The 26,323-nt window shown below is 44.5% G+C and carries 20 protein-coding genes; 10 read left to right on the top strand and 10 right to left on the bottom strand.

The annotated features are described in order from the left end of the window. Positions 1-51: 51 nt before the first annotated feature. Genes napA through napF form a run of 3 tightly spaced genes read right to left on the bottom strand, consistent with a single transcriptional unit; the run spans position 52 to position 3,379 of the window. Positions 52-2,541 carry a periplasmic nitrate reductase subunit alpha gene (gene napA, locus R7F67_RS08135; RefSeq protein WP_005389060.1) on the bottom strand — a complete coding sequence of 830 codons (2,490 nt, stop codon included), beginning with the start codon at positions 2,539-2,541 and terminating at the stop codon, positions 52-54. Further along, complete coding sequence (locus R7F67_RS08130) at positions 2,538-2,846, bottom strand: chaperone NapD (protein WP_005373535.1); 309 nt, start codon at positions 2,844-2,846, stop codon at positions 2,538-2,540. Before R7F67_RS08130 ends, napA begins: the two co-directional genes overlap by 4 nt. A 47-nt stretch (positions 2,847-2,893) precedes the next feature. Then, complete coding sequence (gene napF, locus R7F67_RS08125) at positions 2,894-3,379, bottom strand: ferredoxin-type protein NapF (RefSeq protein ID WP_005373529.1); 486 nt, start codon at positions 3,377-3,379, stop codon at positions 2,894-2,896. A gap of 247 nt (positions 3,380-3,626) precedes the next feature. Here napF and narQ point away from each other — a divergent pair, with 247 nt between their 5' ends. Together narQ and R7F67_RS08115 are read left to right on the top strand one after the other, a co-directional pair. Then, on the top strand, positions 3,627-5,363 hold the full coding sequence (gene narQ / locus R7F67_RS08120) for a nitrate/nitrite two-component system sensor histidine kinase NarQ (RefSeq protein WP_042522694.1): 1,737 nt from the start codon (positions 3,627-3,629) through the stop codon (positions 5,361-5,363). A gap of 4 nt (positions 5,364-5,367) precedes the next feature. Next, the gene (locus tag R7F67_RS08115) at positions 5,368-5,982 is read left to right on the top strand and encodes a response regulator (protein WP_031777156.1); all 615 of its coding nucleotides are present in this window, start codon (positions 5,368-5,370) and stop codon (positions 5,980-5,982) included. 90 nt (positions 5,983-6,072) lie between these two features. Here the strand turns inward: R7F67_RS08115 and R7F67_RS08110 are convergent, their stop codons facing one another. After that, a complete protein-coding gene (locus R7F67_RS08110; RefSeq protein WP_005373524.1) occupies positions 6,073-6,246 on the bottom strand; it encodes a hypothetical protein in 174 nt (57 codons plus the stop codon). A gap of 261 nt (positions 6,247-6,507) precedes the next feature. Here R7F67_RS08110 and R7F67_RS08105 point away from each other — a divergent pair, with 261 nt between their 5' ends. Further along, positions 6,508-7,371 carry a DUF6279 family lipoprotein gene (locus R7F67_RS08105; RefSeq protein WP_042522672.1) on the top strand — a complete coding sequence of 288 codons (864 nt, stop codon included), beginning with the start codon at positions 6,508-6,510 and terminating at the stop codon, positions 7,369-7,371. A 170-nt stretch (positions 7,372-7,541) separates the two neighbouring features. Continuing rightward, a complete protein-coding gene (gene pepT, locus R7F67_RS08100; RefSeq protein ID WP_258475555.1) occupies positions 7,542-8,771 on the top strand; it encodes a peptidase T in 1,230 nt (409 codons plus the stop codon). 82 nt (positions 8,772-8,853) lie between these two features. Here pepT and R7F67_RS08095 read toward each other — a convergent pair whose 3' ends face one another. Next, positions 8,854-9,318 carry a dCMP deaminase family protein gene (locus tag R7F67_RS08095; protein WP_005373515.1) on the bottom strand — a complete coding sequence of 155 codons (465 nt, stop codon included), beginning with the start codon at positions 9,316-9,318 and terminating at the stop codon, positions 8,854-8,856. 419 nt (positions 9,319-9,737) lie between these two features. On the opposite strand from R7F67_RS08095, the gene vmeY reads away from it, so the two are divergent. Both vmeY and vmeZ read left to right on the top strand, forming a co-directional pair. Beyond that, complete coding sequence (gene vmeY / locus R7F67_RS08090) at positions 9,738-10,865, top strand: multidrug efflux RND transporter periplasmic adaptor subunit VmeY (RefSeq protein ID WP_042522670.1); 1,128 nt, start codon at positions 9,738-9,740, stop codon at positions 10,863-10,865. An 8-nt stretch (positions 10,866-10,873) separates the two neighbouring features. Further along, the gene (gene vmeZ / locus R7F67_RS08085) at positions 10,874-14,026 is read left to right on the top strand and encodes a multidrug efflux RND transporter permease subunit VmeZ (RefSeq protein WP_086047498.1); all 3,153 of its coding nucleotides are present in this window, start codon (positions 10,874-10,876) and stop codon (positions 14,024-14,026) included. 89 nt (positions 14,027-14,115) lie between these two features. Here vmeZ and R7F67_RS08080 read toward each other — a convergent pair whose 3' ends face one another. Together R7F67_RS08080 and arfB are read right to left on the bottom strand one after the other, a co-directional pair. Beyond that, the gene (locus tag R7F67_RS08080) at positions 14,116-15,885 is read right to left on the bottom strand and encodes a methyl-accepting chemotaxis protein (protein ID WP_025767924.1); all 1,770 of its coding nucleotides are present in this window, start codon (positions 15,883-15,885) and stop codon (positions 14,116-14,118) included. Positions 15,886-15,985: 100 nt separating this feature from the next. Beyond that, positions 15,986-16,399, bottom strand: coding sequence for an alternative ribosome rescue aminoacyl-tRNA hydrolase ArfB (gene arfB, locus R7F67_RS08075; protein ID WP_017635196.1), 414 nt, complete (start codon positions 16,397-16,399; stop codon positions 15,986-15,988). A 76-nt stretch (positions 16,400-16,475) separates the two neighbouring features. Here arfB and R7F67_RS08070 point away from each other — a divergent pair, with 76 nt between their 5' ends. Beyond that, a complete protein-coding gene (locus R7F67_RS08070) occupies positions 16,476-17,078 on the top strand; it encodes a beta-phosphoglucomutase family hydrolase (RefSeq protein WP_005389034.1) in 603 nt (200 codons plus the stop codon). Between the two features lie 88 nt (positions 17,079-17,166). On the opposite strand, the gene R7F67_RS08065 is transcribed toward R7F67_RS08070, so the two are convergent. Beyond that, positions 17,167-18,159, bottom strand: coding sequence for an OmpA family protein (locus tag R7F67_RS08065; RefSeq protein WP_042522668.1), 993 nt, complete (start codon positions 18,157-18,159; stop codon positions 17,167-17,169). 459 nt (positions 18,160-18,618) lie between these two features. On the opposite strand from R7F67_RS08065, the gene aroG reads away from it, so the two are divergent. The 3 genes from aroG to R7F67_RS08050 all read left to right on the top strand — a co-directional run bounded on the left by aroG (position 18,619) and on the right by R7F67_RS08050 (position 22,775). Then, positions 18,619-19,671 (top strand): 3-deoxy-7-phosphoheptulonate synthase AroG, encoded by a 1,053-nt coding sequence (gene aroG, locus R7F67_RS08060; RefSeq protein WP_005389030.1) that lies wholly within the window; start codon positions 18,619-18,621, stop codon positions 19,669-19,671. 159 nt (positions 19,672-19,830) lie between these two features. Continuing rightward, positions 19,831-21,003 (top strand): MFS transporter, encoded by a 1,173-nt coding sequence (locus tag R7F67_RS08055; protein WP_025767923.1) that lies wholly within the window; start codon positions 19,831-19,833, stop codon positions 21,001-21,003. A 209-nt stretch (positions 21,004-21,212) separates the two neighbouring features. Continuing rightward, a complete protein-coding gene (locus tag R7F67_RS08050; RefSeq protein WP_017819900.1) occupies positions 21,213-22,775 on the top strand; it encodes a methyl-accepting chemotaxis protein in 1,563 nt (520 codons plus the stop codon). A 141-nt stretch (positions 22,776-22,916) separates the two neighbouring features. Here the strand turns inward: R7F67_RS08050 and tkt are convergent, their stop codons facing one another. After that, on the bottom strand, positions 22,917-24,908 hold the full coding sequence (tkt, locus tag R7F67_RS08045; RefSeq protein ID WP_005373489.1) for a transketolase: 1,992 nt from the start codon (positions 24,906-24,908) through the stop codon (positions 22,917-22,919). A 125-nt stretch (positions 24,909-25,033) separates the two neighbouring features. Continuing rightward, positions 25,034-25,984: a transaldolase gene (tal, locus tag R7F67_RS08040; protein ID WP_005373488.1), complete on the bottom strand. Its 951-nt coding sequence runs from the start codon at positions 25,982-25,984 to the stop codon at positions 25,034-25,036. Positions 25,985-26,323 lie beyond the last annotated feature (339 nt).

Genomic DNA, 26,323 nt, shown 5'->3' with positions numbered 1-26,323 from the left:
ATTCTTTATTAGGCCGCCATAATGACGGCCGTAGCATTCAGTATCTGAAGGTTAAGCAATCTTAGTGATTTTGACTGGGCACTTCTTAAAGTCTGTCTGTTTAGACAGTGGATCAGTCGCATCTAGGATAAGCTTGTTAATCAAAATACGTGCATCAAAGAACGGTACGAATACCAAGCCTTTTGGCGGACGGTTACGACCGCGAGTTTCAACACGAACGCGTACTTCACCGCGTTTGTTTGCCATGAGTACTTCTTCACCACGACGAACATTGCGTGCTTTTGCGTCTTCTGGGTGCATGTAACACACTGCGTCTGGTACTGCTTTGTATAATTCAGGTACACGACGAGTCATGGTGCCTGTGTGCCAATGCTCAAGAACACGACCAGTACATAACCACATATCAAATTCATCGTTCGGTACTTCTGGTGGCGCTTCGTATGGCGCGGAAATGATCTTCGCTTTGCCGTCAGCATTGCCGTAGAAGTCCCAACCAGAACCTTCTTTCGCGTATGGGTCTGAACCTTCTTTAAAGCGCCACTGTGTTTCCTTACCATCAACAACAGGCCAACGTAGACCACGCACTTGGTGGTAGCGGTCGTATGGAGCCAAATCATGACCGTGACCACGGCCAAATGTTGCGTATTCCTCAAACAGACCTTTTTGAACATAGAAACCGAAGTGGTGAGCATCGTCATTCAGTTCACGAGCTTCTTCGATAGGGAATTTGTCGACGTTACCATTACGGTAAAGTACGTCGTACATTGTTTTACCACGGTATTGAGGCGCTTTCGCTAGAAGCTCTTCAGGCCACACTTCTTCCATTTTGAAGCGTTTCGAGAACTCCATTAGCTGCCAAAGGTCGGATTTTGCTTGACCGACCGTGCCCACTTGTTGGTACCAAGCTTGAGTACGACGCTCTGCGTTACCGTAAGCACCTTCTTTTTCAATCCACATTGCGGTAGGAAGAATAAGGTCTGCTGCTTGTGCTGTTGCTGTCGGGTATGGGTCAGACACAACGATGAAGTTTTCTGGGTTGCGGTAACCTGGAAGACGTTCTGTGTTGATGTTTGGACCGGCTTGCATGTTGTTGTTACATTGAACCCAGTAACAGTTCAGAACGCCGTCATTCAGCATACGGTCTTGCAATACGGCGTGGAAGCCAGGTTTTGGTGGAATCGTACCTTCTGGCAGTTTCCAGATGTCTTCTGCAATCTTACGGTGTTTAGGGTTAGCAACCACCATATCCGCTGGTAGGCGGTGAGCAAACGTACCAACCTCACGAGCGGTACCACATGCTGATGGTTGGCCCGTTAGTGAGAATGGGCTGTTCCCCGGAGTCGAGATCTTACCGGTTAGTAGGTGGATGTTGTAAACCAAGTTATTCATCCATACACCACGAGTATGCTGGTTCATACCCATCGTCCATAGAGACATCACTTTCGTGTTTGGATCCGCGTATTGCTTCGCAAGCTCGATAAGCTTCTCTTTCTCAACACCAGAGATTTCAGATGCTTTCTCTACTGTGTATGGCGCTACTGATTTCTTGTACTCTTCGAATGAGATAGAAGTGAGTTTGCCAGAGTTCGGGTTCTTCGCTGCTTTTTGTAGCGGATCATCGTCACGTAGACCGTAGCCGATGTCAGTGTCTGCTTGAGTGAAGTTCGTGTGTTTGTTCACGAAGTCCCAGTTTACTGCATCGTTTTCGATGATGTAGTTTGCGATGAAGTTAGCAATTGCAAGGTCAGACTGAGGATTGAAAATGTAGCCGTGGTCTGCCAACTCAAATGAACGATGGTAGTAAGTAGAAAGCACGTTCACTTTAACGTGAGGGTGGCTTAGGCGGCGGTCAGTAATGCGAGTCCATAGAACCGGGTGCATCTCTGCCATGTTTGAGCCCCAAAGAACGAAAGCGTCTGCGTTCTCAAAGTCATCGTAACAACCCATTGGCTCATCGATACCGAATGCGCGCATGAAACCTACAACGGCAGAAGCCATACAGTGGCGAGCGTTTGGATCAATGTTGTTTGATCGGAAGCCTGCTTTCATTAACTTTGATGCAGCGTAGCCTTCCATTACTGTCCATTGGCCTGAGCCAAACATACCTACGCTTGTTGGGCCTTTTTTCTCGAGGGAAGCTTTCCATTTCTCAGCCATGATGTCGAAAGCGTCATCCCAAGAGATAGGTGTAAATTCACCATCTTTGTGGAATTTGCCATCTTTCATTCGTAGCATCGGTTGAGTTAGACGGTCTTGACCGTACATGATCTTAGAAAGGAAGTAACCTTTGATGCAGTTCAGACCTTTGTTTACTGGTGCTTCTGGGTCACCCTGTGTTGCTACCACTTTGCCGTTTTGAGTGCCAACAAGAACAGAACAGCCTGTACCACAGAAACGACAAGGTGCTTTGTCCCATGTGATTTTGGTTTGATCAGAGCTTGCAATCAGGTTGGCTGCAGATGCTGGTAGTGTCACACCTGCGACAGCAGCAGCTGATGCAGCCGCGTTTGCTTTCACAAACGCACGTCTTGTCATTTTCATACTTCACCCTCGATTTGGGAATGTTGTGTTCCAGTGTCTTCTTCATCCGTTTCTTCAAGCCCAGTTTCGATTTGGTGATAAACCAATACCGTGCTTAAGACGTTCGGTAAATTGTTAATGGCATCGATAGTGTCTGTGATGAAACCTTGGTTCTCAGTTTCAAGTACGACGATAATCTTGCCTTCAGGACTGTCACCATAGATTTCCGCATTTTCGTGTGCTTCTATCTTTTGTTTGATTTCGTCCAAATGTTCCGGCAGCACATGTACTACCAAACTTGAAATATGCACTTCATTTAGTGACATATAGCTCTCTCATTTATTTTTATTGCCTTTGGCCGACGACATTCGGCTTAGGCTGTTGTATTGCTCACATTGATGGATGAAGTCGGGCACACTGAAACACAGGCGCCGCAGCCGTTACACTCATCAAGGTCTAAATTGGGTTGTGCTACTTTCCCCAGTTCTAATTTGAACTGAATTGCCATCGGGTCGCACATATCCCCACAACTTCGGCATTCGACATTTTGTTTTGCTAAGCAGTTATCGTTGATACTTGCTTTTGCTTGCCAAGGTTGTTCTGTTTCTGGCAAGAAAAGGGGCTCAGGACAGGCGTTTGCACATTGATAGCAAAATGTGCATTCATCGATGGAAAAATCGACCGAGGGGAATCCGCCATCACTTTTGGTTATAATCTTTGTTTCACAGGCCTCAATGCATTTACCGCAGCGAGTGCAATCGTCCGTAAACTGTTGCGGTTTAGTTAACCAAGGCAAACGTACGGCGTTGTCGGGGTGCGCTTTTCTTGCAAAGAGTCTTCTTCTGGAAAGGTCTACCACTTAGTCACCTCGAAACTTGGAACCCAAACTAAGCATAGTCCACAATTTTCATTAATAAACTGTCATTTAAACTAACGAAATTGTAGTTTTTGACATATTTGTATAAATACCTCTTAGGGGGTAAATGGTATGCAATATTGTTTTGGATCAATAAATTCCGTCGCAGGTGATCACATATTGATAAAGTTGAAAGGTAATGGGTTCATTGCACGTAAAAATAGGATTGTTAATGGGCGAGGAACTCAGATTGTTTAAAAATGTGAAAAAGTCGGTGACGCGCACGATTGCGTCCGCGATGCTTCTTATTTTGCTGCTCTCAGTCGCTACGACTGGTTTTGCGATTTTTACGTTAGCGTCCAGTTTGAACGATGCTGAAGCCGTCAATGTTGCTGGCTCGATGCGAATGCAAAGCTACCGTCTGGCGAATGATATTCAGGTTAAATCTGTTGACTATTCTTCACATATTGACGCATTTGAACATTCGATATATTCACCTTCAATGAAAGCGCTTCAGCATTGGTCTGTGCCAGAAGACATCACTCACGATTACTACCGTCTTATTATCAGATGGCATGAACTCAAGGCGGTGCTTAGAGGAGACAACCCGGCAGAATATCAACTCCTAGTGGCCGGTTTTGTTGAACAAATCGATGAGTTTGTATTTAAGCTACAAAGCTTTTCGGAGCAAAAACTGATTAACTTAGCCTGGATCGGCGGGTTAGGGTTGGGTGGCATTCTTTGTGTCAGTATGTTTGTCGTTCATTTTGTGCGCCTCGAAGTTGTTCGGCCTCTGCGTGCCTTAGTTTTTGCTAGCGAGCAAATTAAAAATCGCTCATTCAATATATCGCTCAATGTATCCAGCGATAATGAAATGGGAATACTGACTCGAACCTTTAACCGGATGGCGACAGACCTTGGTAAGTTGTACCGAGGATTAGAACAAGCGGTTGATGAGAAAACACGTAAATTGCAGCATGCCAACCAGTCTTTAGAAGTGCTGTACGACTCGTCAAAAGAACTCACGGCGTCGCGTATTAATCAAGACAATTTCCAGGCGATTTTGCAGCATATCGTCAGTCTTGAGGGCATTAAAGCGGTCAAACTTGAAATCGAGCAGCTAGGAGAACCGAGCTGGATATTGATGGAAGGAGAAGAATGCTGCCAAGATTGTGATGAAGATTGCCACGGTAAAGCCCTGATGCTAGATGATGAGCACTTGGGCTATTTATATTGGAAAGCAGGGTTACCTTGTCCGAACGAGGCTCTTATTGACAACTTCGTGCAGATTTTATCACGCGCCGTGTATTACAATCGGGCGCAGCGCCAAGCAGAACAAATTCTGCTGATGGAAGAGCGAGCCACTATTGCTCGGGAGTTGCATGATTCATTGGCTCAAGCACTCTCTTACTTAAAAATTCAGGTCGCTTTGTTAAAGAGAAGCGTAAAGAACTTGCCTGACGAAAAGGCGATCGCGCAGGCTAATCAAGTTATTGCTGAGCTAGATACGGGCTTATCTGCCGCGTATACGCAGTTACGCGAGTTACTGACGACGTTTCGTCTTACGATTAAAGAGGGCAGTTTTGGCCAAGCATTGCAAGACATGGTTGAAACGCTCAGTGAACAAACTGCTGCGGACATTACGCTAAAAAATAGACTTTCATCAACTGAACTGGATGCACATCAGCAGGTTCATTTACTACAGTTGATAAGAGAAGCGGCAATTAATGCAATCAAACATGCGCAAGCAGATAATATTCACATTCAATGTCTCGATAATGATGGAAAAGTCACAGTAACCGTTAGCGACGATGGAATAGGCTTTGAACATCAAGACGAAAAATTAAATCATTACGGTATGAGTATCATGCAAGAGCGGGCCGCTAGACTGCATGCCGATCTGCACATCGAAGCATCGATAAACAAAGGTTGTACCGTAAAATTAGAATTCCAACATAGTAAGGAAGTAAACAGTGACAGTGTGTAAAGTAATGCTGGTGGATGATCATCCACTCATGCGAAGAGGTATCCACCAGCTTTTAAGCTTTGAGCCTGAGTTTGAGGTCATTGCAGAAGCAAGTAATGGCGCGGATGCAGTAGCGAAAGCGCATGAGCTAGAACTGGATCTTGTACTTCTTGATCTTAATATGAAAGGCATGTCTGGCCTTGATACTTTGCAAGCACTGCGTGCAGATGGCTGTGAAGCCAGAATTGTCATTCTAACCGTTTCAGATAGCCCAGCAGATATAGAAGCAATAGTTCGAAGTGGTGCCGATGGCTATTTATTGAAAGACACTGAGCCTGATGAGTTGGTTGAGTTGCTAAAACAAGCGCACCAAGGGGACAAGGCATACAGCCAAGAAGTTTCTAAGTATTTGAGTGAACGTTCAGAGCAAGAGGACGTGTTTGATACACTGACCGATCGTGAATCGCAGATCTTAAGAGAGGTGGCAAGAGGTTTCCGCAACAAGCAAATTGCCGATCGTCTTTTTATCTCTGAGTCTACGGTTAAAGTACATATGAAGAGTTTACTTAAAAAGCTTCAAGTTCCTTCTCGTACTGCAGCAACCGTCCTTTATCTTGAGCGCTTTGGCGACATCAAATAACATTGTTGGATTTTAATCTATAATAATAAATAAAATCAAATAGTTATATGGATTCTGACGAATAAAAAAACCGCCTTTTAGGCGGTTTTTTTACTTGTCTGGGCGAATAGAGTACAAGTCACTGTTGTGCTTACCACACTCCAAATAGTACTGATAAGCCACTTTTTTGCTTTCAGCAATGACTCTCATGCAGTGCATTTTCCCCTGTTCAAAATATCGAATCTCATATTCTACACTGGTATCAAGTTGCTCAGCGGCTGCCATACTTCGCCTCCATAAACCATCCAAAAAACATCCATGCAAATTATATGCCGTTATAGGGAGCGTCGTTCGGTACGTTTTTTAGCCGATAATTGCGCTCTAACTCACTTTTTTGCGGATAGCTGTGATCAAAAAGTTAATTTCAAACTCTATATATTATTAAGGTGGCAATCAATATTTGTCACACTGGTGTAAGTTTGCCGCAATACTAAGTGATACAGGTTGAGTATAGAACTTAATCAACATAAAAGGGAATACGAATAAGTGACTAAATTAAAGGGTGTATCTAATAAGGCGCTTCGTTATGGCCTTCTATTTTGTTTCGTATTTCTGCTTGCCGGTTGTGCGAAAAAGTTTTTATACAGCAATATCGATTGGTTCGTGCTCGATTACTTAGAGGACTATGTCTCGTTGCAAGGGGAACAAAAAGTCCTAGTGGAAGAGCGTTTATTATTGTTGGCAGACTGGCACAAGAAAGAGGAGTTACCATTATATATCGAACATTTAAAAGACCTTGAGAGATTAAAAGCGAGCGATATCACCTTAAATTACTTACAACAAAATCGAGATAGAACGCGAGCGCATTACGATAGAGTGGTAAGCAAAGCAGCACCAGATCTTTTTGCGTTAAGTTTGCAGTTAACGAAAGAGCAAGAACGCGAGTTTTTGAGTAATGTACAAGAACATTATCAAGAGCGAAACGCAAAATATGCCGATAAGACAGAAGACGAAGTGCGTGAAATTATTCTGGATAACACTGAAGAGTGGATGGAAGAATGGCTAGGGAATCTATCAGGAAATCAGCGTCAATTAGCTCAAAGATTTTCTCAGCAAGTTATTTTAAACAGCCCTTTATGGAGAGATTATCGAGCCACGGTATATCAAGAGCTCGAATACTTGTTCGACAACAAATCTAATGTTGTGACTTATCAAGATATATTTATGCGACTCTTGTTCGAGCCAGAGAGTTATTATAGTGAACAGCTTTCTCTGAATATTGACTCTAACTTTGCATTGGTTGATCAACTGACATTAGATGTTTCTCGTTCGATGACCGATAAGCAATGGCGTCATTTTCGTGAAAAGGTTAAAGAGTGGCGAGTACTGGCTGAGGAACTTTTAGATTAAATTCATGCTTCAATGAGCGAAAGCAAAGCGCAAAAGCCTTTCTTATCAAAAAATGATTCAAAGCAAATTCTTATTGAGCTAAGAGCGTAACATAGCGTGAGGTTTGATGAGGCAACGTCAGCTTATTAATGCGTGATAAGGCCTCATCGTACAAAACAATGAGAATAAATATGAAACATTTAGTTGAAAGATTTCTTCGATACGCCACGTTTGATACCCAATCCAATCCACATGTGACGCTTTGCCCAAGTTCACCTGGTCAGCTTGTGTTTGCTGAGTTACTTAAAAAAGAGATGATCGAGCTTGGTTTAAGTGACGTGACTTTGGATAAAAATGGCTACTTGATGGCTAAACTGCCAGCCAATGTTGATTATGAGGTTCCTCCTATCGGCTTCATTGCCCATATGGATACCGCGCCGGATGCATCTGGCAAAAACGTAAAGCCGCAATTCATCGAAGATTACCAGGGCGGCGATATTGCATTAGGGTTGGGGGACGAAGTGTTATCTCCCGTGCAATACCCAGATTTACATCACCTACATGGCCACAATCTTATTACTACCGATGGCACTACATTACTTGGCGCGGATAACAAAGCTGGTATCGCAGAGATTCTTTCCGCGGTAGCTCTGCTACTGGAAAACCCAGACATTCCACACGGCGACATTTGTATCGGCTTTACTCCGGATGAAGAAATCGGTCGTGGTGCAGATTTGTTTAATGTTAAAAAATTTGGCGCGAAATGGGCATACACTATAGATGGTGGCCCGCAAGGTGAGTTGGAATACGAAAACTTTAATGCAGCAAACGCTGATGTAATTTTTCATGGTGTTAGCGTTCATCCAGGTACTGCAAAAGGCAAAATGGTCAATGCGATGAACTTGGCTGCGAAATTTCAAGTTCAAATGCCCCAAGATCAAACTCCGGAAACAACCGAAGGTTACGAAGGGTTCTTCCATCTAAAATCGGCAGAAATGGGCGTTGCACGAAGCGAGCTAGGTTACATTATTAGAGACTTTGACCGTCAAAGACTTGAGGATCGAAAAGCCTTTATGCAGAAACTCGTCGATGAAATGAACACGGGTTTACGCCATGGTTCTGTAGAGCTAAAAATAAAAGACAGCTATTACAATATGAGAGAAATGGTTGAGCCTTACCCTCATATCATTGAGCTGGCAAAGCAAGCGATGGAAGCGTGTGATGTGGAACCGATTATAAAACCTATTCGTGGTGGTACAGATGGTGCTCGTTTATCTTTTATGGGTTTGCCGTGCCCGAATATCTTCACCGGTGGTTTTAACTTCCACGGAATTCATGAGTTTATTTCTGTTGAAATGATGGAAAAATCAGTACTCGTTATTGTCAAAATTGCTGAGCTCACAGCGAAAAAACACAGTTAAAAGACTACGTCGAGACCTCTTGCAGATTTAATAACAAAATAGCCCAGATCTCTCTGGGCTATTTAACTATTAAGATGGGATACTAGCGCACGTCTTTGTCTTCAATTTCAATGTCTTCTAGCGGTAACCAGTCGACTTTCACACCCGCTTGATCGAACATATCTTGACTGACTTGGATTTTATCTCCCCAGCGAGATAAAAAGTCTTCAGACTGCTCAGGGCAGTGTACGTGTGAGATCCCTGTTTGAATGATCTTTGCCGCGCAGTTAGGGCAAGGAAAATGCGTTACCCAAATATCACATCCGTCTAAGTCACGTTTTGAGAACAAAATTGCGTTCTCTTCCGCGTGCAGTGTTTTAAGGTATTTCAACTCGCGCTCATCGGTGTCGACACTGTCAGAAACACCATGCGGATAGCCATTAAATCCAACAGATACAATGCGATTCTGTTTAGTAATAACGGCACCGACTTGTGTTGATGGGTCCTTACTCCAAGACGCCACTAGTTCTGCCATCTGGTAAAAGCGTTTCGCCCATTTAGAAATCATAGTCATCCTCTCTGTCGAAGGCGTTGAATTAATTGAATGATAACCCATTTATATTAAAAAAATAGTCAAAATCGGGGTCTTGAGTATGAAGGCGTCACTTTTTACCTTTTTAGCCACAAAACGTTCTTATCTTGAGCACTGAATCTCACTTTACGCCCGAATACAATACTCCCGTTAGTGTTTCCAAGCACACGCTAAAATTCGCGATCTCCTAAGGCGTATATTAAATAGTTATGATTGAGTTGTATGTATATTGCTCATTGAATACCACTGTTAACTAAATTACTTTATTTTCCTTTTGTTTCTCATGTTTACATTTAGAAACACCTTGGACGCTTTTCAGTGAAGTTTTCAGTGGCAGCAAGGAGTAAGGTTGATAGGAATTCAACAATATCCTGTTCTATAAAGACGGTAAATACATGCAAAAGAAACCACTTGTCGCACTAATGGCGGCTACAGCAATCCTCGCTGGATGCGGGGAAGCTAATAATGCCCAAACGAAAGGTCAAGCGCCTCTCGTAGTGACTCAGGATGTCACGGTTATCGACTACCAACCGAGCAAGTCTTATATCGGTCGCATTGAAGCAGTAGAAGATACCAATATTACCGCGCAGATTTCTGGCTACTTAAAAGCTCGTCACTTTGAAGAGGGGCAAATGGTAGAAAAAGGGCAGCTCCTTTACTCTATCGAGCCATCTTCTTTTGAAGCCCAAGTCGCGAGTGCTAAAGCCGCACTTGCACAAGCTAAAGCGGCGCTAAAAAAAGCCGAATTAGATCATACTCGAGGTAAAAACTTGTTGCCTCGCGGTAGTATCTCTCAATCTGAGTTTGATGCTTTAACTGCGGCACTTCTTGGTGCGAGAGCAGAGCTAGAAGCGGAAAATGCTCAACTTAAACTTGCTGAAGTTAACCTTTCCTATACTCAAATCCGAGCACCTTTTAGCGGACGTATTAGTGATACCAAAGTGAGTACGGGTGATCTGGTTTCTCCGTCATCTGGCGTGCTGACAACTCTGGTGAGTTTAGATCCAGTTCATACCTCATTTAGTGTGAGTGAGCGTGAGCGTTTAGCTATGGGTATGGATCAAGTAAAAGGTGATGGCTCGGCTGAATCAAACCGCGTTGAAGTTCAGCTTGAACTGGAAAATGGACAGTTTTTTGAGCATCTTGGTAAGCTTGATTTCTTAGGTAATCGTATTGACACCAAAACGGGTACGATTGCTATGCGCGCGCTAGTGCCAAACCCAGAGCAGAAGTTACTTCCGGGTCAACACATCAAAGTGAACTTGAGAGATAAGAACACGAAAGACGTTATTGTTATCCCACGACGTGCCGTACAGACTGACTTAGAAGGTGACTTTGTGATGGTGATGGCTGAGGGAAGTGTGGCAGAGCGTCGTAACGTCGAGCTTGGCCCTCAGGTTGAACAAGGCATTATCATTCGAGAAGGGCTCGATCAGGAAGATACGGTTATTACACAAGGCCTACAACGTGTGCGTAATGGTGTAGAAGTGCGCCTTCAAGCACCTGCTGAAGATAAGCAGTAGGGGGCACTATGTTAAGTCGTTTCTTTATTCAGAGACCTAAATTCGCGCTGGTTATTTCGATCATATTAACGCTAGCCGGCGCGATCTCACTGGCGATTTTGCCAGTGGCTGAGTATCCACAGATAAGCCCGCCATCAGTAAGCGTTTCGGCTTACTACACTGGCGCGAGTGCGGAAGTTGTCGAGCAGGCCATTGCGGACCCCATAGAGACCTCAGTCAACGGCGTTGAGGATATGATATACATGTCTTCAAAGAGCGCGAACGATGGCTCTTACAGCCTAAACGTCACGTTCGATGTTGGCACCGATCCAGATATGGCGCAAGTTAACGTGCAAAACCGCGTGTCACAGATTGAGTCAAAACTGCCTCAAGAAGTTCGCATGGTTGGTGTGACGGTGAAAAAGCGTTCACCTGACTTGCTGATGGTACTTAACTTCTATTCACCTGATGGCAAATACGATGATCAGTTCTTGATTAACTACATTAACTTGAATGTAAAAGATCAGTTGGCTCGTGCGAAAGGTATCAGTGAAGTTAACGTGATTGGTGGTGGCGAATACGCAATGCGTGTTTGGTTAGATCCTGAAAAAATGGCCAACCTTAAGCTAACCACGTCAGACGTATACGCCGCTTTGGCTGAACAGAACGTTCAAGTTGCGGCAGGGCGTGTAGGTGCAGCACCATACAACAATCCGCAAGAAGTTCAGTTTAACCTTGTGACCAAAGGTCGCTTGGAAAGCGTGAGTGAGTTTGAGAACGTAGTCCTTCGAGCTAATCCCAATGGCTCTACGGTTTATCTGAAAGATGTTGCTCGCGTTGAACTAGGCAAAAAGTTCTACGATGGTAACGGTAAGTTCCGTGGCCAGGACGCGTCAATCGTTGCGTTGTCTCTTCAATCGGATGCGAATGCGTTAGAAAGTGGTCAGGCCGTCATGGAGCTCCTTGAAGGCTTGAGCAAAAACTTCCCAGAGGGAATGGAATACGAGACCAGCTACGATACAACCGTGTTCGTATCTGAATCGATCAAAGGGGTAGTAAAAACACTGATTGAAGCGATTCTATTGGTGATTGCTGTAACTTACTTGTTCTTGGGTAGTGCGCGTGCAACGTTGATTCCTGTTGTCGCGATCCCCGTTTCTCTGATTGGTACGTTTGCCATCATGCAGGCAACGGGCTTCACCATTAATACGGTTACTTTGTTTGGCTTGATCCTTGCGATTGGTATCGTGGTGGACGATGCGATTCTGGTTATCGAAAACGTCGATACTACCATGGCGAAAGACCCAAGCATTTCACCGCGTAAAGCGACGTTGCTAGCGATGAAAGAAGTAACGGGACCAATCATCACGTCGACCTTGGTTCTACTTGCGGTATTCATACCCGTCGCCATGCTGCCAGGTATCACCGGTATCATGTATCGCCAGTTCGCTTTGACCATCTGTATTTCGGTTGTGATTTCATCCATCAATGCATTGACGCTGTCTCCAGCACTTTGTTCTCTGGTATTGAAGCAGGGTGGGGGCAATACCGCTAACTGGTTCCAGGCTTTCAACAGAGGCTTAGAGCGCATCACTACGCGTTATGGCCAGATCGCTGGTTTCTTGGTGAAGAAGTCTTTACTGCTCGTGACGTTCTTTATAGTTGCTATCGCAGCGGTCACTTTCTTTGCGAAAACCACCTCTACAGCGTTTGTTCCTCAAGAAGATAAAGGCATTTTGCTGGTTAACGTACAGCTACCAGATTCAGCCTCTTTATCACGTACTGAAGAAGTCACCAATGATTTAATGAAAATGATCGGTGAAGAGCCTGGTGTGGATGGTGTGACGGTTGCGAACGGTTACTCGTTTATGACAGGCGCAGCAGCATCAAACGGTGCTTCTGTATTTATCAAATTGCATGACTGGGATACTCGTAACTCGCTGCAAGGAGAGCACTCTGCTAATGCTATCGCGGCACGTATTAACGGGCGAGCGGCGACAGAGTTACCTCAAGCGGTTGTTTTTGCGATGGGACCACCGGCGGTTCCAGGTATGGGCGCTGCGTCTGGTTTTGAGTTTGTGCTTGAAGACACGCTAGGGCGAAGTCGTACCGACTTGTCGATGGTCATGGGAGAAATGATCCAAGCGGCTAACCAAGCGCCTGAAATTGCCTACACGTTTAGCACGTTCCGCGCGAATGTTCCGCACTACTACGTTGATATCGATCGTGAGAAAGCGCAGCAATTAGGTATTTCGCTGTCGTCTATTTTCCAAACCTTGCAAGGCAACTTAGGTTCGCTTTATGTGAATGACTTCACCATGTTTGGTAAGAACTTCCGCGTAACCATGCAAGCTGATAGCCAGCACCGTAGCAGCATGGAAGATCTAGAGCGTTTCCATGTTCGTTCTTCGAACGGTGATATGGTCCCGTTAAGTACGCTAGTGAGCTACGAGCAAGTGTTTGAGCCTGATGTGGCGTGGCGTTACAACATGTACCGCAGTGCTATCATTCAAGGCCAACCAGCTCCGGGTTACTCTAGTGGTGATGCGATTGCAGCAATGGAACGCGTTGCTGCTGAAGTTCTTCCGCAAGGGTACACGTATGAATGGACAGGTATGGCTTATCAGGAAGTGCTTGCGGGCAACCAAGCCATTTATGCGTTTGCGCTGGCTTTGATATTCATTTACTTGTTTATGGTGGCTCAGTATGAGAGTTGGAGTATTCCACTGGCTATTATTTTGGTGGTCCCAGTAGCAACGTTAGGTTCCTTCCTTGCGTTGAATCTAACTGGCACGCCGCTTAACTTGTATGCCCAAATTGGTCTTGTCTTGCTCATAGCCTTGGCGGCGAAAAACGCAATTTTGATTGTGGAGTTCGCCAAGCAAGAGCGTGAAGAAAAAAATGCTGATATCGATAGTGCAGCGGTTAAAGGAGGCACGTTACGTTTCCGCGCTGTGAATATGACATCTTGGTCATTTATCCTGGGTATCTTCCCGCTTATCTTTGCCGCTGGTGCGGGGCACGTGAGTCAAAACTCACTCGGCGTGTCGCTGATTGGTGGTCTATTGTGTGTGCTTCTAGCAGGTACATTCTTGATCCCAGGCTTCTACGCCCTGGTGCAAAGACAGCGTGAGAAAGTTCATGGCGGCAACACCAAGCTGGTTCCTCTTGATGATGAATAATCACATCCGAAGTGCGCAGTAAGCACGAAGTGACAATTGAAAAAAAGCCCGAAGCAATGATTGCCTCGGGCTTTCTATTTTGAAAAGGGTTATTTTAGCGCAGTTTTGAATTGTGCAACGGCTTCATCCATATCATGAGCTTGAGCAGAGACAGAGTTCACTTCATGCAAGCATTCCTGAGCGGATTGCATGTTATTCTCAGATATGGCGTTTAGCTCGGTGATTGAACCGCTAACTTGGTTCATCACGATACCTTGTTCTTCAATTGCTGAAGCTATGCGCTCCGAATTACCTTGAATTGAATGCATGTCAGTAATGATCTGTTGCAGGCTAGAATCCAGTTTTTCAGAAGCATTAAGTGTTTGTTGCCCTTGATCGTTACATTGATCAATATCAGCAACAACTGTAGACATTTGAGTTTGAATATCTGCAACGACCCGCGTGATTTCCTCAGTGGATTGATGAGTTCGGCTAGCTAGGGCGCGTACTTCATCGGCAACAACTGCAAACCCGCGGCCTTGTTCGCCTGCTCGCGCGGCTTCAATTGCTGCGTTGAGAGCTAGTAGGTTGGTTTGCTCTGCAATCTCTTGGATGATGTTCACGGCACCACCAATTTTATCTACATGCTGATTCAGCGAGCCAATCGACTGCTGGCTGTTTGATAAAATCGTGGTTAGTTGACCGATGTTGGTTACCGTCGCCTCAACAACTCCTCGACCTTGTTCGGCATTATTCGCTGCCTGATGTACGCCTTCTACCGCAACTGATGTGCTCTCAGAGATTTCACCTATTGTGGCAACCATTTGCTGAACTGCCGTCGCCATTGATGCTGTGTGGTCAGTTTGAGTGTGGAATTGCTCCATAACGCCTTCTAACTCACGATGCATATTATCGGTACTTGCAGTGAGTTGCGCCGATTTTTCTTGGGTACTACTAATTAGATGCTCAAGCTTATCCAATAGGTCATTGAGGTGATGACTGATATCAAATAGCTCGTCTTGACCTTTCAAATCAGATCGAAGTCCCATGTTGTTCGTTTCGCTGATACTTCGAATGGTGCCAAGTAAGCTATTCACTCGCGTATTGATTGAACGTGAAATTTGCCAAATCAATGCGAAAATAACGACTAAGATCAGAGCTGTAATGACCTGCTTGATGGTCGACATTTGTTCATCACGTTGTGCGGCAGCAGAGCTAAGGGCTGTGGAAAAGGTTTCAAATTGCTCTTCTACGGCATGGGATAATGCGCGAGTTTCACCGAGTAGGCCTTTGTCATAAGCAACCCCAACAACTTGCTTTTGGGCCGCCAATTGCTTACCTGTTTTGATAAGCTCCGGAGCATATTGCCCCTCAAGCAAGTCACTATTGAATAGTCCTGCTTTTACCGCAGAGTCAAAACGGACTAATGCCAATAACTGCTGGTGGTCTGAACGTTGTTTAGCTTCTAATAGTGCTTGTTCGTAACCGGCGAGAAGCCCACTCTTTGAATCAAGCCCGTATCGTTGGTAAGCGCTGACCAGATTCTGAAAGCCCCTTTGGTATGCGAGCAAGTCTTGCTTAAATTGTTGACTGGAAGGTAATTCATTACTCTTGAGTATGTTCGCAAGCTCTTTTTCTGTGTCTATAAACTTGTCAACATTGGCGTCAAACTTATTTAGATATTTGTCATTACTACGCAGTAGGAAATCTTTTTCATTTCTGCGTAAGTTGAGTAAGCGTATTTCTAGATCACCAACGAGTTTGATGGCGTGATTAAGATCATTGCTCTTATTTTCAAAATGGGATGACGTACCCAAAAGGGCCACGATGCCTAAAATGGCGATAACTCCGAGGAAGTAGAGTTTTTGCCTAATAGTCATATTGTTGTTTCCTGAATAAGTAACTAAAAAGAGAAATCCAATGAGATTTCCAAGGGCTAGCAAACGTTGTTCAACTAACATGTCGAGAAAACGACATGCACTAATACAGCACTTTTTTACGTTGCTGTTTTTTCGCTCCGTGCTTGTTTTTTGTATCAAGTCGTCGGCGTTGAGAAGCGCGGGTTGGTTTCGTTTTAATACGCTTCTTCTCCTGTAAAGCGGCAGCTTTTATCAATGCTTGAAGCCGATTTAGGGCGTCTTCCTTATTTTGTTCTTGTGTCCGAAATTGTTGCGCTTTGATGATGATCACGCCATCTTTACTTATACGACTATCAGAAAGTGCAAGTAATCGCTCTTTGTAAAAGTCAGGTAAGCTTGAATGCCGGATATCAAAGCGCAGGTGTATAGCGGACGCTACCTTGTTAACGTTCTGGCCACCATTTCCTTGAGCTCTAATTGGGGATAATTGAATTTCCCACTCTTGAATTGTGACGGAGTTCGAAATTTTGAGCATGATAAGTAAATGCCGGTAAGGACGATTGAAAGAGCTGATAAATTAACATTACAGATGCACAAATAGAAGAAAAGACATGAGCACGATTGATTTTAGACCCTATGAGGGATTCATATTTGATATGGATGGTACTCTAATCGATACCATGCCAGCCCACTTGGCAGCTTGGCAAGCAACTGCTGAGCGTTTTGATTTTCCGTTTTGCCAGGAATGGTTTCACAGTTTGGGAGGGATGCCGAGCTTTAAAATTGTTGAGGAACTAAATCGTGTGCATGAGCTTTCGTTAGATCCTAAAACTGTCGCGACATTTAAAATGGAAACATTCGCTGCTATGGAGCTTCATGGTGACGTTATTCCTTGCACGAACATCGTGTTAGAGGAATATTTAGGCCATAAGAAAATTGCAGTCGGGACTGGCAGCCAACGAGAAAGTGCCATGCGCTTATTAAGCCATGCAGGTTTATTAGACAAGTTGGATGTTGTAGTAACCGCGAGTGATGTAGAGAACCATAAACCCTTTCCAGATACCTTTTTGGTGGCCGCGAAACAACTCGACTTGGAGGTGTCACAGTGTCTTGTGTTCGAGGATACTGAGCTGGGGAAGCGAGCGGCGCATGCAGCTGGTATGGATTGCGTTATGGTGCAAGATAATGAGTTGATCTTTTTCCCAAAACCATAGTGGCAATATCCCTTAATATGAGATCAAAACGGGGTGCAAATGCACCCCATTAATTTTTACCACATCATCGATCATGAATCATAGATACTTATTCTGGCTGAACTAGCTCTTGGTATTCAAATGAAGGTACCACAACTTCTACGCGACGGTTTTTCTCACGACCTTCGCGAGTGCTGTTGTCAGCAACTGGGTTTTCTTCACCCATCCCTTTAACTGTCAAACGATCTGAACCAATGCCAGCTGCGGTTAGGTAATCAGCAACAGATTGAGCACGACGCTCAGACAGTTTTTGGTTGTATGCCGCAGGGCCTGAGCTATCCGTGTAACCAGTAATCTCTACTTGAGCTTGAGGATATTCGTTCAAGAATGAAACAAAGTTGTCCAGACGTTCAGAAACGGAATCTGTTAACTTAGCACTATCGAATTCAAACGTACCTGTACCGTACTCTTCTTTGTGCACCTTGCTCATCATCACTGGTTCTGGATCTGGCTCGATCACTTCTTCCGTTACAACTGCTGCAACAACTGGAGCTGCTGCGAATTTGTAGTTAACACCGATACCAAAGAAGTTAGCATCCATGTCGTCCCACACGTCGTCAGACATGTCTTGGTAGCGTTGGTATTCAGCGCGAACACTCCAGTTTCTATCGATCGAGTATTCAGCACCCAAAGAACCTGTTGGGACAAAGTCTGTTTCGTCATCAGACATCATGTAAGCACCACCGATCTTAGCAAATAGATTCCAAGAGTCGTTTAAGTGCCAGTTGAATTTAGGTGCAAGTGTTAAAGCCGTTAGATTGCCGTCAATCGTATTAATCGTATTAGCCCCTGACCTAGAGTTTCCTTCATAGTCGCCTAAGAAGTCTACGCCGTACTCTAGCCCGATGATATCGGTAAAGTCATAACCGATATGTAGTCCTGCACCGAACGCTTCATCATCACAAGGGCTATTTAGATAGCAAGCGTCGTCAAGTGTAGTCATGCCCACTTTGCCCCCGATGTACATTTCAGCTTGAGCAGAGTTTAAAAGCGCGCTACTACCAGCTACCACTGCTGCTACTGCAATTGCTACTTTGTTCATAATGTTTCCTTGTATTGATTGCATATTAACTTCTACTTCGTTTTATCAAAAAATTAGAAAAAACCAGCGTTTATAAGAAATTAGTTTAATATTCTAATCATTTCATATCAAGCAACAATATATTTGAACTTGATCAACATTTACTACCCAAAAATACCTCACAAACTTCTGATATTTCTTACATTGTAGTAAAGATTTTTTGGTGCATAAGAAAATTGATGATTATTTTGAACTTTTTTTCGTAAACTTTACTTTACATTGTGCGCGGTGGTTAACAGGTGGTTTTTATTTGCATTTATTTGCAAAAACTGATTGCAAGTCTACGCCTAAGCCGATAAGTTACTTAAACGCTAGACAGAAAATGACCACAGCCCTTGATGCTGCTCGCTTTGTGAACAATGTTGCAATGAGTTCAGTTGGTAAAAATGGGGTCGGAAATAAAACCAGGAAGTAGAAGTAATGTTTCAAACTGATGATGTAAGAATAAATAGAGTAAAAGAGTTATTGCCACCTGTTGCAGTATTAGAGAAGTTCCCAGCGACTGAAACCGCTTCTTCGACCACTTTTGATTGCCGTAACGCCATTCACAATATTCTTGAAGGAAAAGACGATCGATTACTCGTGATCGTTGGCCCGTGTTCTATTCACGATCCGGCTGCCGCGGTTGAGTACGGTAAAAAGCTAAAAGTATTACGTGATGAACTGGGCGAGCAGCTTGAGGTTGTTATGCGAGTTTATTTTGAAAAGCCGCGTACGACCGTTGGTTGGAAAGGCCTTATCAATGACCCTTACTTAAATGACACCTATAAGCTAAATGATGGTCTACGTATCGGACGTAAACTTCTTCTTGATCTAACCGATATGGGCTTGCCGACGGCAAGTGAATTCTTAGATATGATTACACCTCAGTACGTGGCGGATTTGATCAGTTGGGGAGCTATCGGTGCTCGTACGACAGAATCTCAGGTTCACCGCGAGCTTGCTTCTGGTCTTTCTTGTCCTGTAGGTTTCAAAAACGGTACAGATGGGAATATTAAAATAGCGAGCGACGCGATTCGTTCTGCAAGCGCTTCCCATCACTTCCTTTCAGTAACAAAATACGGTCATTCCGCGATCGTAGAAACCGCTGGTAATCCAGACTGCCATATTATTCTACGTGGCGGTAAAGAACCAAACTACAGTGCAGCACATGTAGCTCAAATTAAAGATGAGCTGGACACCGCAGGTCTGCCGAAAAAAGTGATGATTGATTTTAGCCATGCTAACAGCTCGAAGCAGTTCAAGCGTCAAATGCTGGTGTCTGATGATGTATCCGAGCAAATCTCTGGTGGCGAAGAAGCCATTTTTGGAGTGATGATCGAGTCTCATTTAGTTGAAGGTCGCCAAGACTTAGTGGATGGCAAAGCAGCCACTTATGGTCAGTCGATCACTGATGCATGTATTGGTTGGGAAGATACGGAAACGGTACTTCGTCAGCTTTCTGATGCAGTAAAAGCGCGCCGCAACAAGTAAGCTCAACAGAAAAACTTTTTAAAAGCGAAAAGTGAATAGTGAAGAGCCAGAGGTACTATGCCTCTGGCTCTTTTTGTTGAGAATTACTCTCATATCTTTCTATTGTTTCTGCTTTCCTATATGTTATCTGTATACGTTGTAACCAAAAGGAATTTGGAATTGAATCGTAATGTATGGCTTCTATCCCTCTGCCAAGCCTTATTAATGACAGGGAATATTTTACTCATATCTGTTATTGCCCTTATTGGCAAAACACTTGCGCCGTCATCAAGTTTTATCACATTACCAGTTGCACTGCAGTTTTTGGGACTGATGGCCGCGACAATTCCCGCGTCGCTAATTATGGGCAAGTTAGGGCGTCGCCTTGGTTTTAGCCTTGGTAATGTCATTGGCATTTTGGGTGCTAGTCTAGCGACGTATGCATTAAGTCAACAAAACTTCTATCTGTTCTGCATGTCTACGTTTTTGCTTGGTGTTGGTATAGGTTTCGGTACTCTATACAGGTTTGCTGCCATTGAAGTGTGTGAAGAGTCGGCAAGACATAGGGCGATTTCGATATCTATGGCGGGTGGGGTGTTAGCGGCGATCCTTGGGCCTAATCTGGCCGTGTACTCGCAGCAGTGGTCAGGTGATGGCTTATACATTAGTGCATTTGCTGTGCTTGTCGTGCTTTATATAACCGCGTTGGTTGTGCTACAAACCATTCGTTTTCCACCTGCACACACGCAGGCGCTACACGCTAAGGCGGATAAGCTGAGACTGATTATTCGTCGACCTAATTTCATGCTGGCAGTTATCGCGGCAATGGTTGCGTACGCGGTGATGAACATTTTAATGACAGCAACTCCTTTAGCGATGATTGGTTGTGGCTTTGATTTTGATAAAGCGGCGGGAGTGATCGAATGGCACGTGTTGGGTATGTTTGCACCTGCGTTTGTCACGGGCCGTCTGATAGAGCGGTTTGGCGCTAAGAATATGATTTTAGCGGGTGGATTGCTATTTGTTGCTTGTATTGGAATTAACATACATGGAGTGTCTATCTGGCATTTTAGCCTTGCTTTAATCCTGTTAGGAATAGGGTGGAACTTTATGTTTATCGCAGCAACCGGGCTGTTTAGTCAAAGCTATGAAGCGAAAAACAGAAGCAAGGCTCAAGCGTTTAATGAATTCTTCGTGTTCAGTTGTGTCACCATCACCGCATTACTATCTGGTTGGCTTGAGTCTACCGTAGGTTGGCAGAATCTTAATTTGTATGTTCTTCCATTTGTGTTACTCGTTATCGCGATGTTTGCGTTAAAAACGAATAAAAAGCCAGAATCACAAACCGCTTAATTAAGGCTTAATATATAACCCGGCCGATCGTGTCGGGTTTGTTTATTAGCTCAAATCAACAATCTCTTCTTTATCTTTTTATCGATAATGTGAATTCCCACAATAAAAATGTCGATTTGATAAGACTTTTTATCTAACTTTTTGTAATAAAAATAAAAATCCTGTATATATCTTGCCGAAAATCAATAAAAACTAAAGAAGTTTCGTCTATGTCAGCCAATATTTCTCATAAAGCTCAAGAAACTCTCGTGAGGGAGTCTGAGGAGCTCGTCTCAACAACGAACTTACAAGGTGTTATTACATATTGTAATGAAGCCTTTTGCCGCGTTGCTGAATACACTCACGAAGAACTTGTCGGTCAGAACCACAATATAGTTCGTCATAATGATATGCCTAAAGCCGCTTTCGGTGACATGTGGGCACGCCTTAAACAAGGTAAAGCCTGGCGTGGAATGGTTAAGAATGCCACTAAGTCTGGCGGTTACTATTGGGTTGATGCTTATGTCACCCCTATCTACGAAGACAACCATGTTGTTGGGTATCAATCAGTGCGCGTGAAACCAAAGCGAGAGTGGGTTGATATTGCGACAAAAGCCTACAAAAGCATGCGTGCTGCAGAGAAGTCTGGCCGAACTTGGTCGTTGAAAATCAATGAAACCATTCGCTATGCGATTCTACTTGGTGCACTAACCGCACCTGCAACCGCATATGCGTTGTCTGTTGAAGGGCCGTTGGCTTGGCTTGCAAGTGCGTTACCTGCAAGTGTTCTAGCTCTGTTATTCCGCCAAGAGTTAATTGATACACCTCAGCAACTTAAAAAGTTACAAAAGCAATATGACAGCGTAAGTCGCTTGATCTATTCCGGTAACACGGCATTTTCGATTGCCGATTTCCATATCAAAATGCTATCCGCAAGAATTCGAACCGTGTTAGGAAGAATGACTGACTCCGCATTGCCTTTGCAGCATTGCGCCGAAGAGCTCAGTCAAACAACGGCAGAAGTCTCGGCTGCATTAAATCAGCAAAATACCGATATTCATCGTGTGCGAGATGCTACCCAAGAGGTGGAGTCGTCGGCAAATTCGGTTTCTTCGAGTACCAATGATGCCCATATGTTGATTGATGATACATTGAAGTCATGCTTGATGGCGAAGGAGACCATTGATCAAACGCACACCAATCTAGCGAAGTTAAGCCTTCAAGCTGAAAAAGCGACGGAAACGACGTATCAACTGAGTGATCAGGCGCAGAAGGTGAACCATTTGATGGAAGAGATTGGTGGGATCGCAGAGCAAACCAATTTACTGGCACTCAACGCGGCGATTGAAGCGGCAAGAGCAGGGGAGCAAGGTCGTGGTTTTGCTGTTGTAGCTGATGAGGTCCGCGCGCTTTCTGGGCGAACATCCAATGCAACTGAACAAATCCAAGCCTCTATCTCCACTATGTTGGCAACGATTCAAAGTTGGCAGAAAGATATTCTGGCAAACAAAGAGCAAACCGATGCCTGTTCTCAAGTAGCAGAACAAAGCGCGTTGCGTTTGTCTGAAGTTGAACAGATGATGCAAACCATGAGTGGGCTGATGGTTGATGTAGCAGAAGCGGCGAATAACCAGTTAAAGCTATCTAGTGATGTAAACCAGCACATTCATTCTATTGCTTCGACCGCAGAACAAAACTTGGCAGCAACACATTCAGTTGAGCAAAATAGCCGACAGTTGAAAGACCAAGTACAAGATTTCTATCAGCTCGCACTTCGATTTGAAGACAAATAGTCGTAACGAAAGTTGTGATGTTTATGTCCTGGCTGCGTTTATGCGAATAGGAGCCAGATAAAAGAAAGCCCCGCCATTGCTGGTGGGGCTTTTCAGTTTTCACATTCGCAATAGAGAAAACTGACTATCTTTTTACTGCAATTACGCGAGTAGCTCTTTTGCTGTGTTCACTACGTTTTCAGTCGTGAAACCAAACATTTTGAATAGTTCGCCGGCTGGTGCAGATTCACCGAATGAAGTCATACCAATGATGCGACCGTCGAAACCTACGTACTTGTACCAGAAGTCAGCAATACCTGCTTCAATTGCGATACGTGCTGTTACGTCTGATGGCAGTACAGATTCACGGTAAGCGGCGTCTTGTTTGTCAAATGCATCTGTTGATGGCATTGAAACAACGCGTACTTTCTTACCTTCAGTAGTTAGCTGTGCTGCTGCTTCTACTGCTAGTTCAACTTCAGAACCTGTTGCGATAAGGATTAGCTCTGGCTTGCCTTCGCAATCTTTCAGAATGTAAGCACCTTTCGCGATGTCTGCTACTTGTTCTGCTGTGCGCTCTTGTTGCGCAAGGTTTTGACGAGAGAAGATAAGTGCTGTCGGTGCATCTTTACGTTCAATCGCTAGTTTCCAAGCTACAGCGGACTCAACTTGGTCACATGGACGCCATGTGCTCATGTTTGGTGTTAGGCGTAGCGATGCCATTTGCTCAACTGGTTGGTGAGTTGGACCATCTTCGCCAAGACCGATAGAGTCATGCGTGTACACTTGGATGTTCTGAATTTTCATCAGCGCAGCCATACGCATTGCGTTACGTGCGTACTCCATGAACATTAGGAATGTTGCGCCGTAAGGAACGAAACCACCGTGTAGCGCGATACCGTTCATGATCGCTGTCATACCGAATTCACGCACGCCGTAGTGGATGTAGTTACCAGAGAAGTCGCTTGCTTCTAGAGACTTAGAACCAGACCACATTGTTAGGTTAGAAGGTGCTAGGTCAGCAGAGCCACCCATGAACTCTGGTAGTAGAGCACCAAATGCTTCTAGAGCATTTTGAGACGCTTTACGTGATGCAATGTTTGCTGGGTTAGCTTGAAGATCAGCAATGATTTGGCTTGCTTTCTCTTCCCACTGTGCAGGAAGCTCACCGTTTACGCGGCGTTTAAATTCAGCTGCCAGCTCAGGGTACGCTGCTTCATAAGCTGCAAATTTCTCGTTCCACGCTGCTTCCTTAGCTGCGCCTGTTTCTTTCGCTGACCATTCTGCGTAGACTTCTTGCGGAATTTCAAAAGGACCGTGCTCCCAACCTAGTTCTTTGCGTGTTGCTGCGATTTCTTCTGCACCTAATGGCGCACCGTGACAATCGTGTGAACCAGATTTGTTTGGTGAACCAAAACCGATGATAGTCTTAGTACAGATAAGTGTAGGACGTGGATCCGCTTTCGCTGCTTCAATTGCTGCGTTGATTGCGTCAGCATCGTGACCGTCTACTGCTGGAATTACGTGCCAGCCGTAAGCTTCGAAACGTTTAGGTGTATCGTCAGAGAACCAACCTTCAACGTGACCGTCGATAGAGATGCCGTTGTCATCCCAGAATGCGATCAGCTTGCCTAGACCAAGAGTACCTGCAAGAGAACATGCCTCGTGCGAAATACCTTCCATCAGACAGCCGTCGCCCATGAACACGTAAGTGAAGTGGTCAACGATGTCGTGGCCTTCTTTGTTGAATTGCGCTGCTAGCGCTTTTTCAGCTAGAGCCATACCAACCGCGTTAGTGATGCCTTGACCTAGCGGACCCGTTGTGGTCTCGATACCTGGCGCGTAACCATACTCTGGGTGACCAGGAGTTTTAGAGTGAAGCTGACGGAAGTTTTTCAGATCGTCGATAGACAACTCGTAACCTGCAAGGTGCAGTAGAGAGTAAATCAGCATTGAGCCGTGGCCGTTAGACAGTACGAAACGGTCGCGGTCTGCCCACTCAGGGTTTGATGGGTTGTGGTTTAGATGAGAGCGCCAAAGAACTTCAGCGATGTCAGCCATACCCATAGGTGCACCTGGGTGACCAGAGTTAGCTTGTTGAACACCATCCATGCTTAGCGCACGGATTGCATTTGCTAGATGTTTACGATCCATAGTGATTACTTCTCGATATTTGATTTAAATAGAGGGAACTCGCCGAAACAAGTTCAAATAGAATTTTTTGAAAATAGTGTTGATGGTAAAAGCGAGTAGACGGGCTACTCGCTTTTGGTAAGCAATTAGAGCTTAGCTTCGATCATCGCTTCTAGTTTGCCTTGGTCAACGGCGAAGTTGCGGATACCTTCAGCCAGCTTCTCAACAGCCATTGGGTCTTGGTTATGTTCCCATAGGAACTCAGCGTGAGTCATTGGTGCTGGACGCTCAGCTGCGCCTTTAGAATCAACTAGTTTCTCAACTACTTCACCTTCAGCTGCTTCTAGTTCTGCAAGTAGAGCAGGAGCGATAGTTAGACGGTCACAACCAGCTAGTTCTAAGATCTCACCGATGTTACGGAAGCTTGCGCCCATAACTACAGTTTTGTAGCCGTATTCTTTGTAGTAGTTGTAGATCTTAGTTACAGATAGTACGCCTGGATCTTCTTGAGCTTCGAAGTCACGGCCTTCTTTCGCTTTGTACCAGTCCATGATACGACCAACGAATGGCGAGATTAGGAATACACCCGCTTCTGCACAAGCACGTGCTTGAGCGAACGAGAATAGAAGCGTTAGGTTACAGTTGATGCCTTCTTTTTCTAGGATCTCAGCTGCGCGAATGCCTTCCCAAGTTGAAGCCAGTTTGATAAGGATACGGTCGTTAGTGATGCCAGCATCGTTGTACATTTTCACTAGTTGACGAGCTTTCGCTACGCTGCCTTCCATATCGTAAGATAGACGAGCGTCTACTTCTGTAGAGATACGACCTGGGATAGTTTTTAGGATTTCTTTACCGATGTTTACTGCAAGCATGTCACAAGTATCTTGAACTTGTTGAGCTTTGTCGTTGCTCTGTGCTTTAGCGTATTCGATTGAAGCATCGATTAGAGGTGCGTACTCTGCGATTTGAGCGGCTTTAAGGATAAGAGAAGGGTTAGTTGTTGCGTCTTCTGGCTGATACTTTTTAATTGCATCAATTTCGCCAGTGTCTGCTACTACAGTCGTTAGTTTACGAAGTTGCTCTAACTTGTTGCTCATAATCGATCATCCTATTTAAATGGGCTTAAGCGTGATTTTTGTTATCACAGCTTGTGCATTTGCAAGCGAGTTAGCTAACCGTCTCATCGCATTTAATGAGACATCTGCTCAGCCAACTACGGAAAATTTCGTTACCGAACAAATGCTATGAACATTTGATCGATAGCTGAGTAAATGATGTGTCCATATTTATCCTATCTATGCTGAAAGTCAATCGCTGAAATGGACTTATAGTGAACTTCATCAACGTTTTTTTACTGTGTGTTTAGTGGTTAACCCAAATAAACGTTTGCCCTTATTGTTCAAAGCTTGAGCGTTGTCCAAGAGGGTAAAAAATTG

This window comes from Vibrio sp. YT-17 (assembly GCF_033337375.1).
Classification (GTDB): Bacteria; Pseudomonadota; Gammaproteobacteria; order Enterobacterales; family Vibrionaceae; genus Vibrio; species Vibrio alginolyticus.
The sequence above is the reverse complement of the archived record's forward strand: the minus strand, read 5'-3'. Positions and strand labels throughout refer to the sequence as shown.

Excerpts from the sequence above, each read along its gene's own strand:
- aroG (WP_005389030.1), top strand. The coding sequence starts at position 18,619 with ATGTTTCAAACTGATGATGTAAGAATAAATAGAGTAAAAGAGTTATTG.
- R7F67_RS08050 (WP_017819900.1), top strand. The coding sequence starts at position 21,213 with ATGTCAGCCAATATTTCTCATAAAGCTCAAGAAACTCTCGTGAGGGAG.
- tkt (WP_005373489.1), bottom strand. The coding sequence starts at position 24,908 with ATGGATCGTAAACATCTAGCAAATGCAATCCGTGCGCTAAGCATGGAT.
- R7F67_RS08070 (WP_005389034.1), top strand. The coding sequence starts at position 16,476 with ATGAGCACGATTGATTTTAGACCCTATGAGGGATTCATATTTGATATG.
- R7F67_RS08110 (WP_005373524.1), bottom strand. The coding sequence starts at position 6,246 with ATGGCAGCCGCTGAGCAACTTGATACCAGTGTAGAATATGAGATTCGA.
- vmeY (WP_042522670.1), top strand. The coding sequence starts at position 9,738 with ATGCAAAAGAAACCACTTGTCGCACTAATGGCGGCTACAGCAATCCTC.
- R7F67_RS08095 (WP_005373515.1), bottom strand. The coding sequence starts at position 9,318 with ATGATTTCTAAATGGGCGAAACGCTTTTACCAGATGGCAGAACTAGTG.
- vmeZ (WP_086047498.1), top strand. The coding sequence starts at position 10,874 with ATGTTAAGTCGTTTCTTTATTCAGAGACCTAAATTCGCGCTGGTTATT.
- R7F67_RS08130 (WP_005373535.1), bottom strand. The coding sequence starts at position 2,846 with ATGTCACTAAATGAAGTGCATATTTCAAGTTTGGTAGTACATGTGCTG.
- pepT (WP_258475555.1), top strand. The coding sequence starts at position 7,542 with ATGAAACATTTAGTTGAAAGATTTCTTCGATACGCCACGTTTGATACC.
- tal (WP_005373488.1), bottom strand. The coding sequence starts at position 25,984 with ATGAGCAACAAGTTAGAGCAACTTCGTAAACTAACGACTGTAGTAGCA.
- napA (WP_005389060.1), bottom strand. The coding sequence starts at position 2,541 with ATGAAAATGACAAGACGTGCGTTTGTGAAAGCAAACGCGGCTGCATCA.
- R7F67_RS08115 (WP_031777156.1), top strand. The coding sequence starts at position 5,368 with ATGCTGGTGGATGATCATCCACTCATGCGAAGAGGTATCCACCAGCTT.
- R7F67_RS08080 (WP_025767924.1), bottom strand. The coding sequence starts at position 15,885 with ATGACTATTAGGCAAAAACTCTACTTCCTCGGAGTTATCGCCATTTTA.
- R7F67_RS08065 (WP_042522668.1), bottom strand. The coding sequence starts at position 18,159 with ATGAACAAAGTAGCAATTGCAGTAGCAGCAGTGGTAGCTGGTAGTAGC.
- arfB (WP_017635196.1), bottom strand. The coding sequence starts at position 16,399 with ATGCTCAAAATTTCGAACTCCGTCACAATTCAAGAGTGGGAAATTCAA.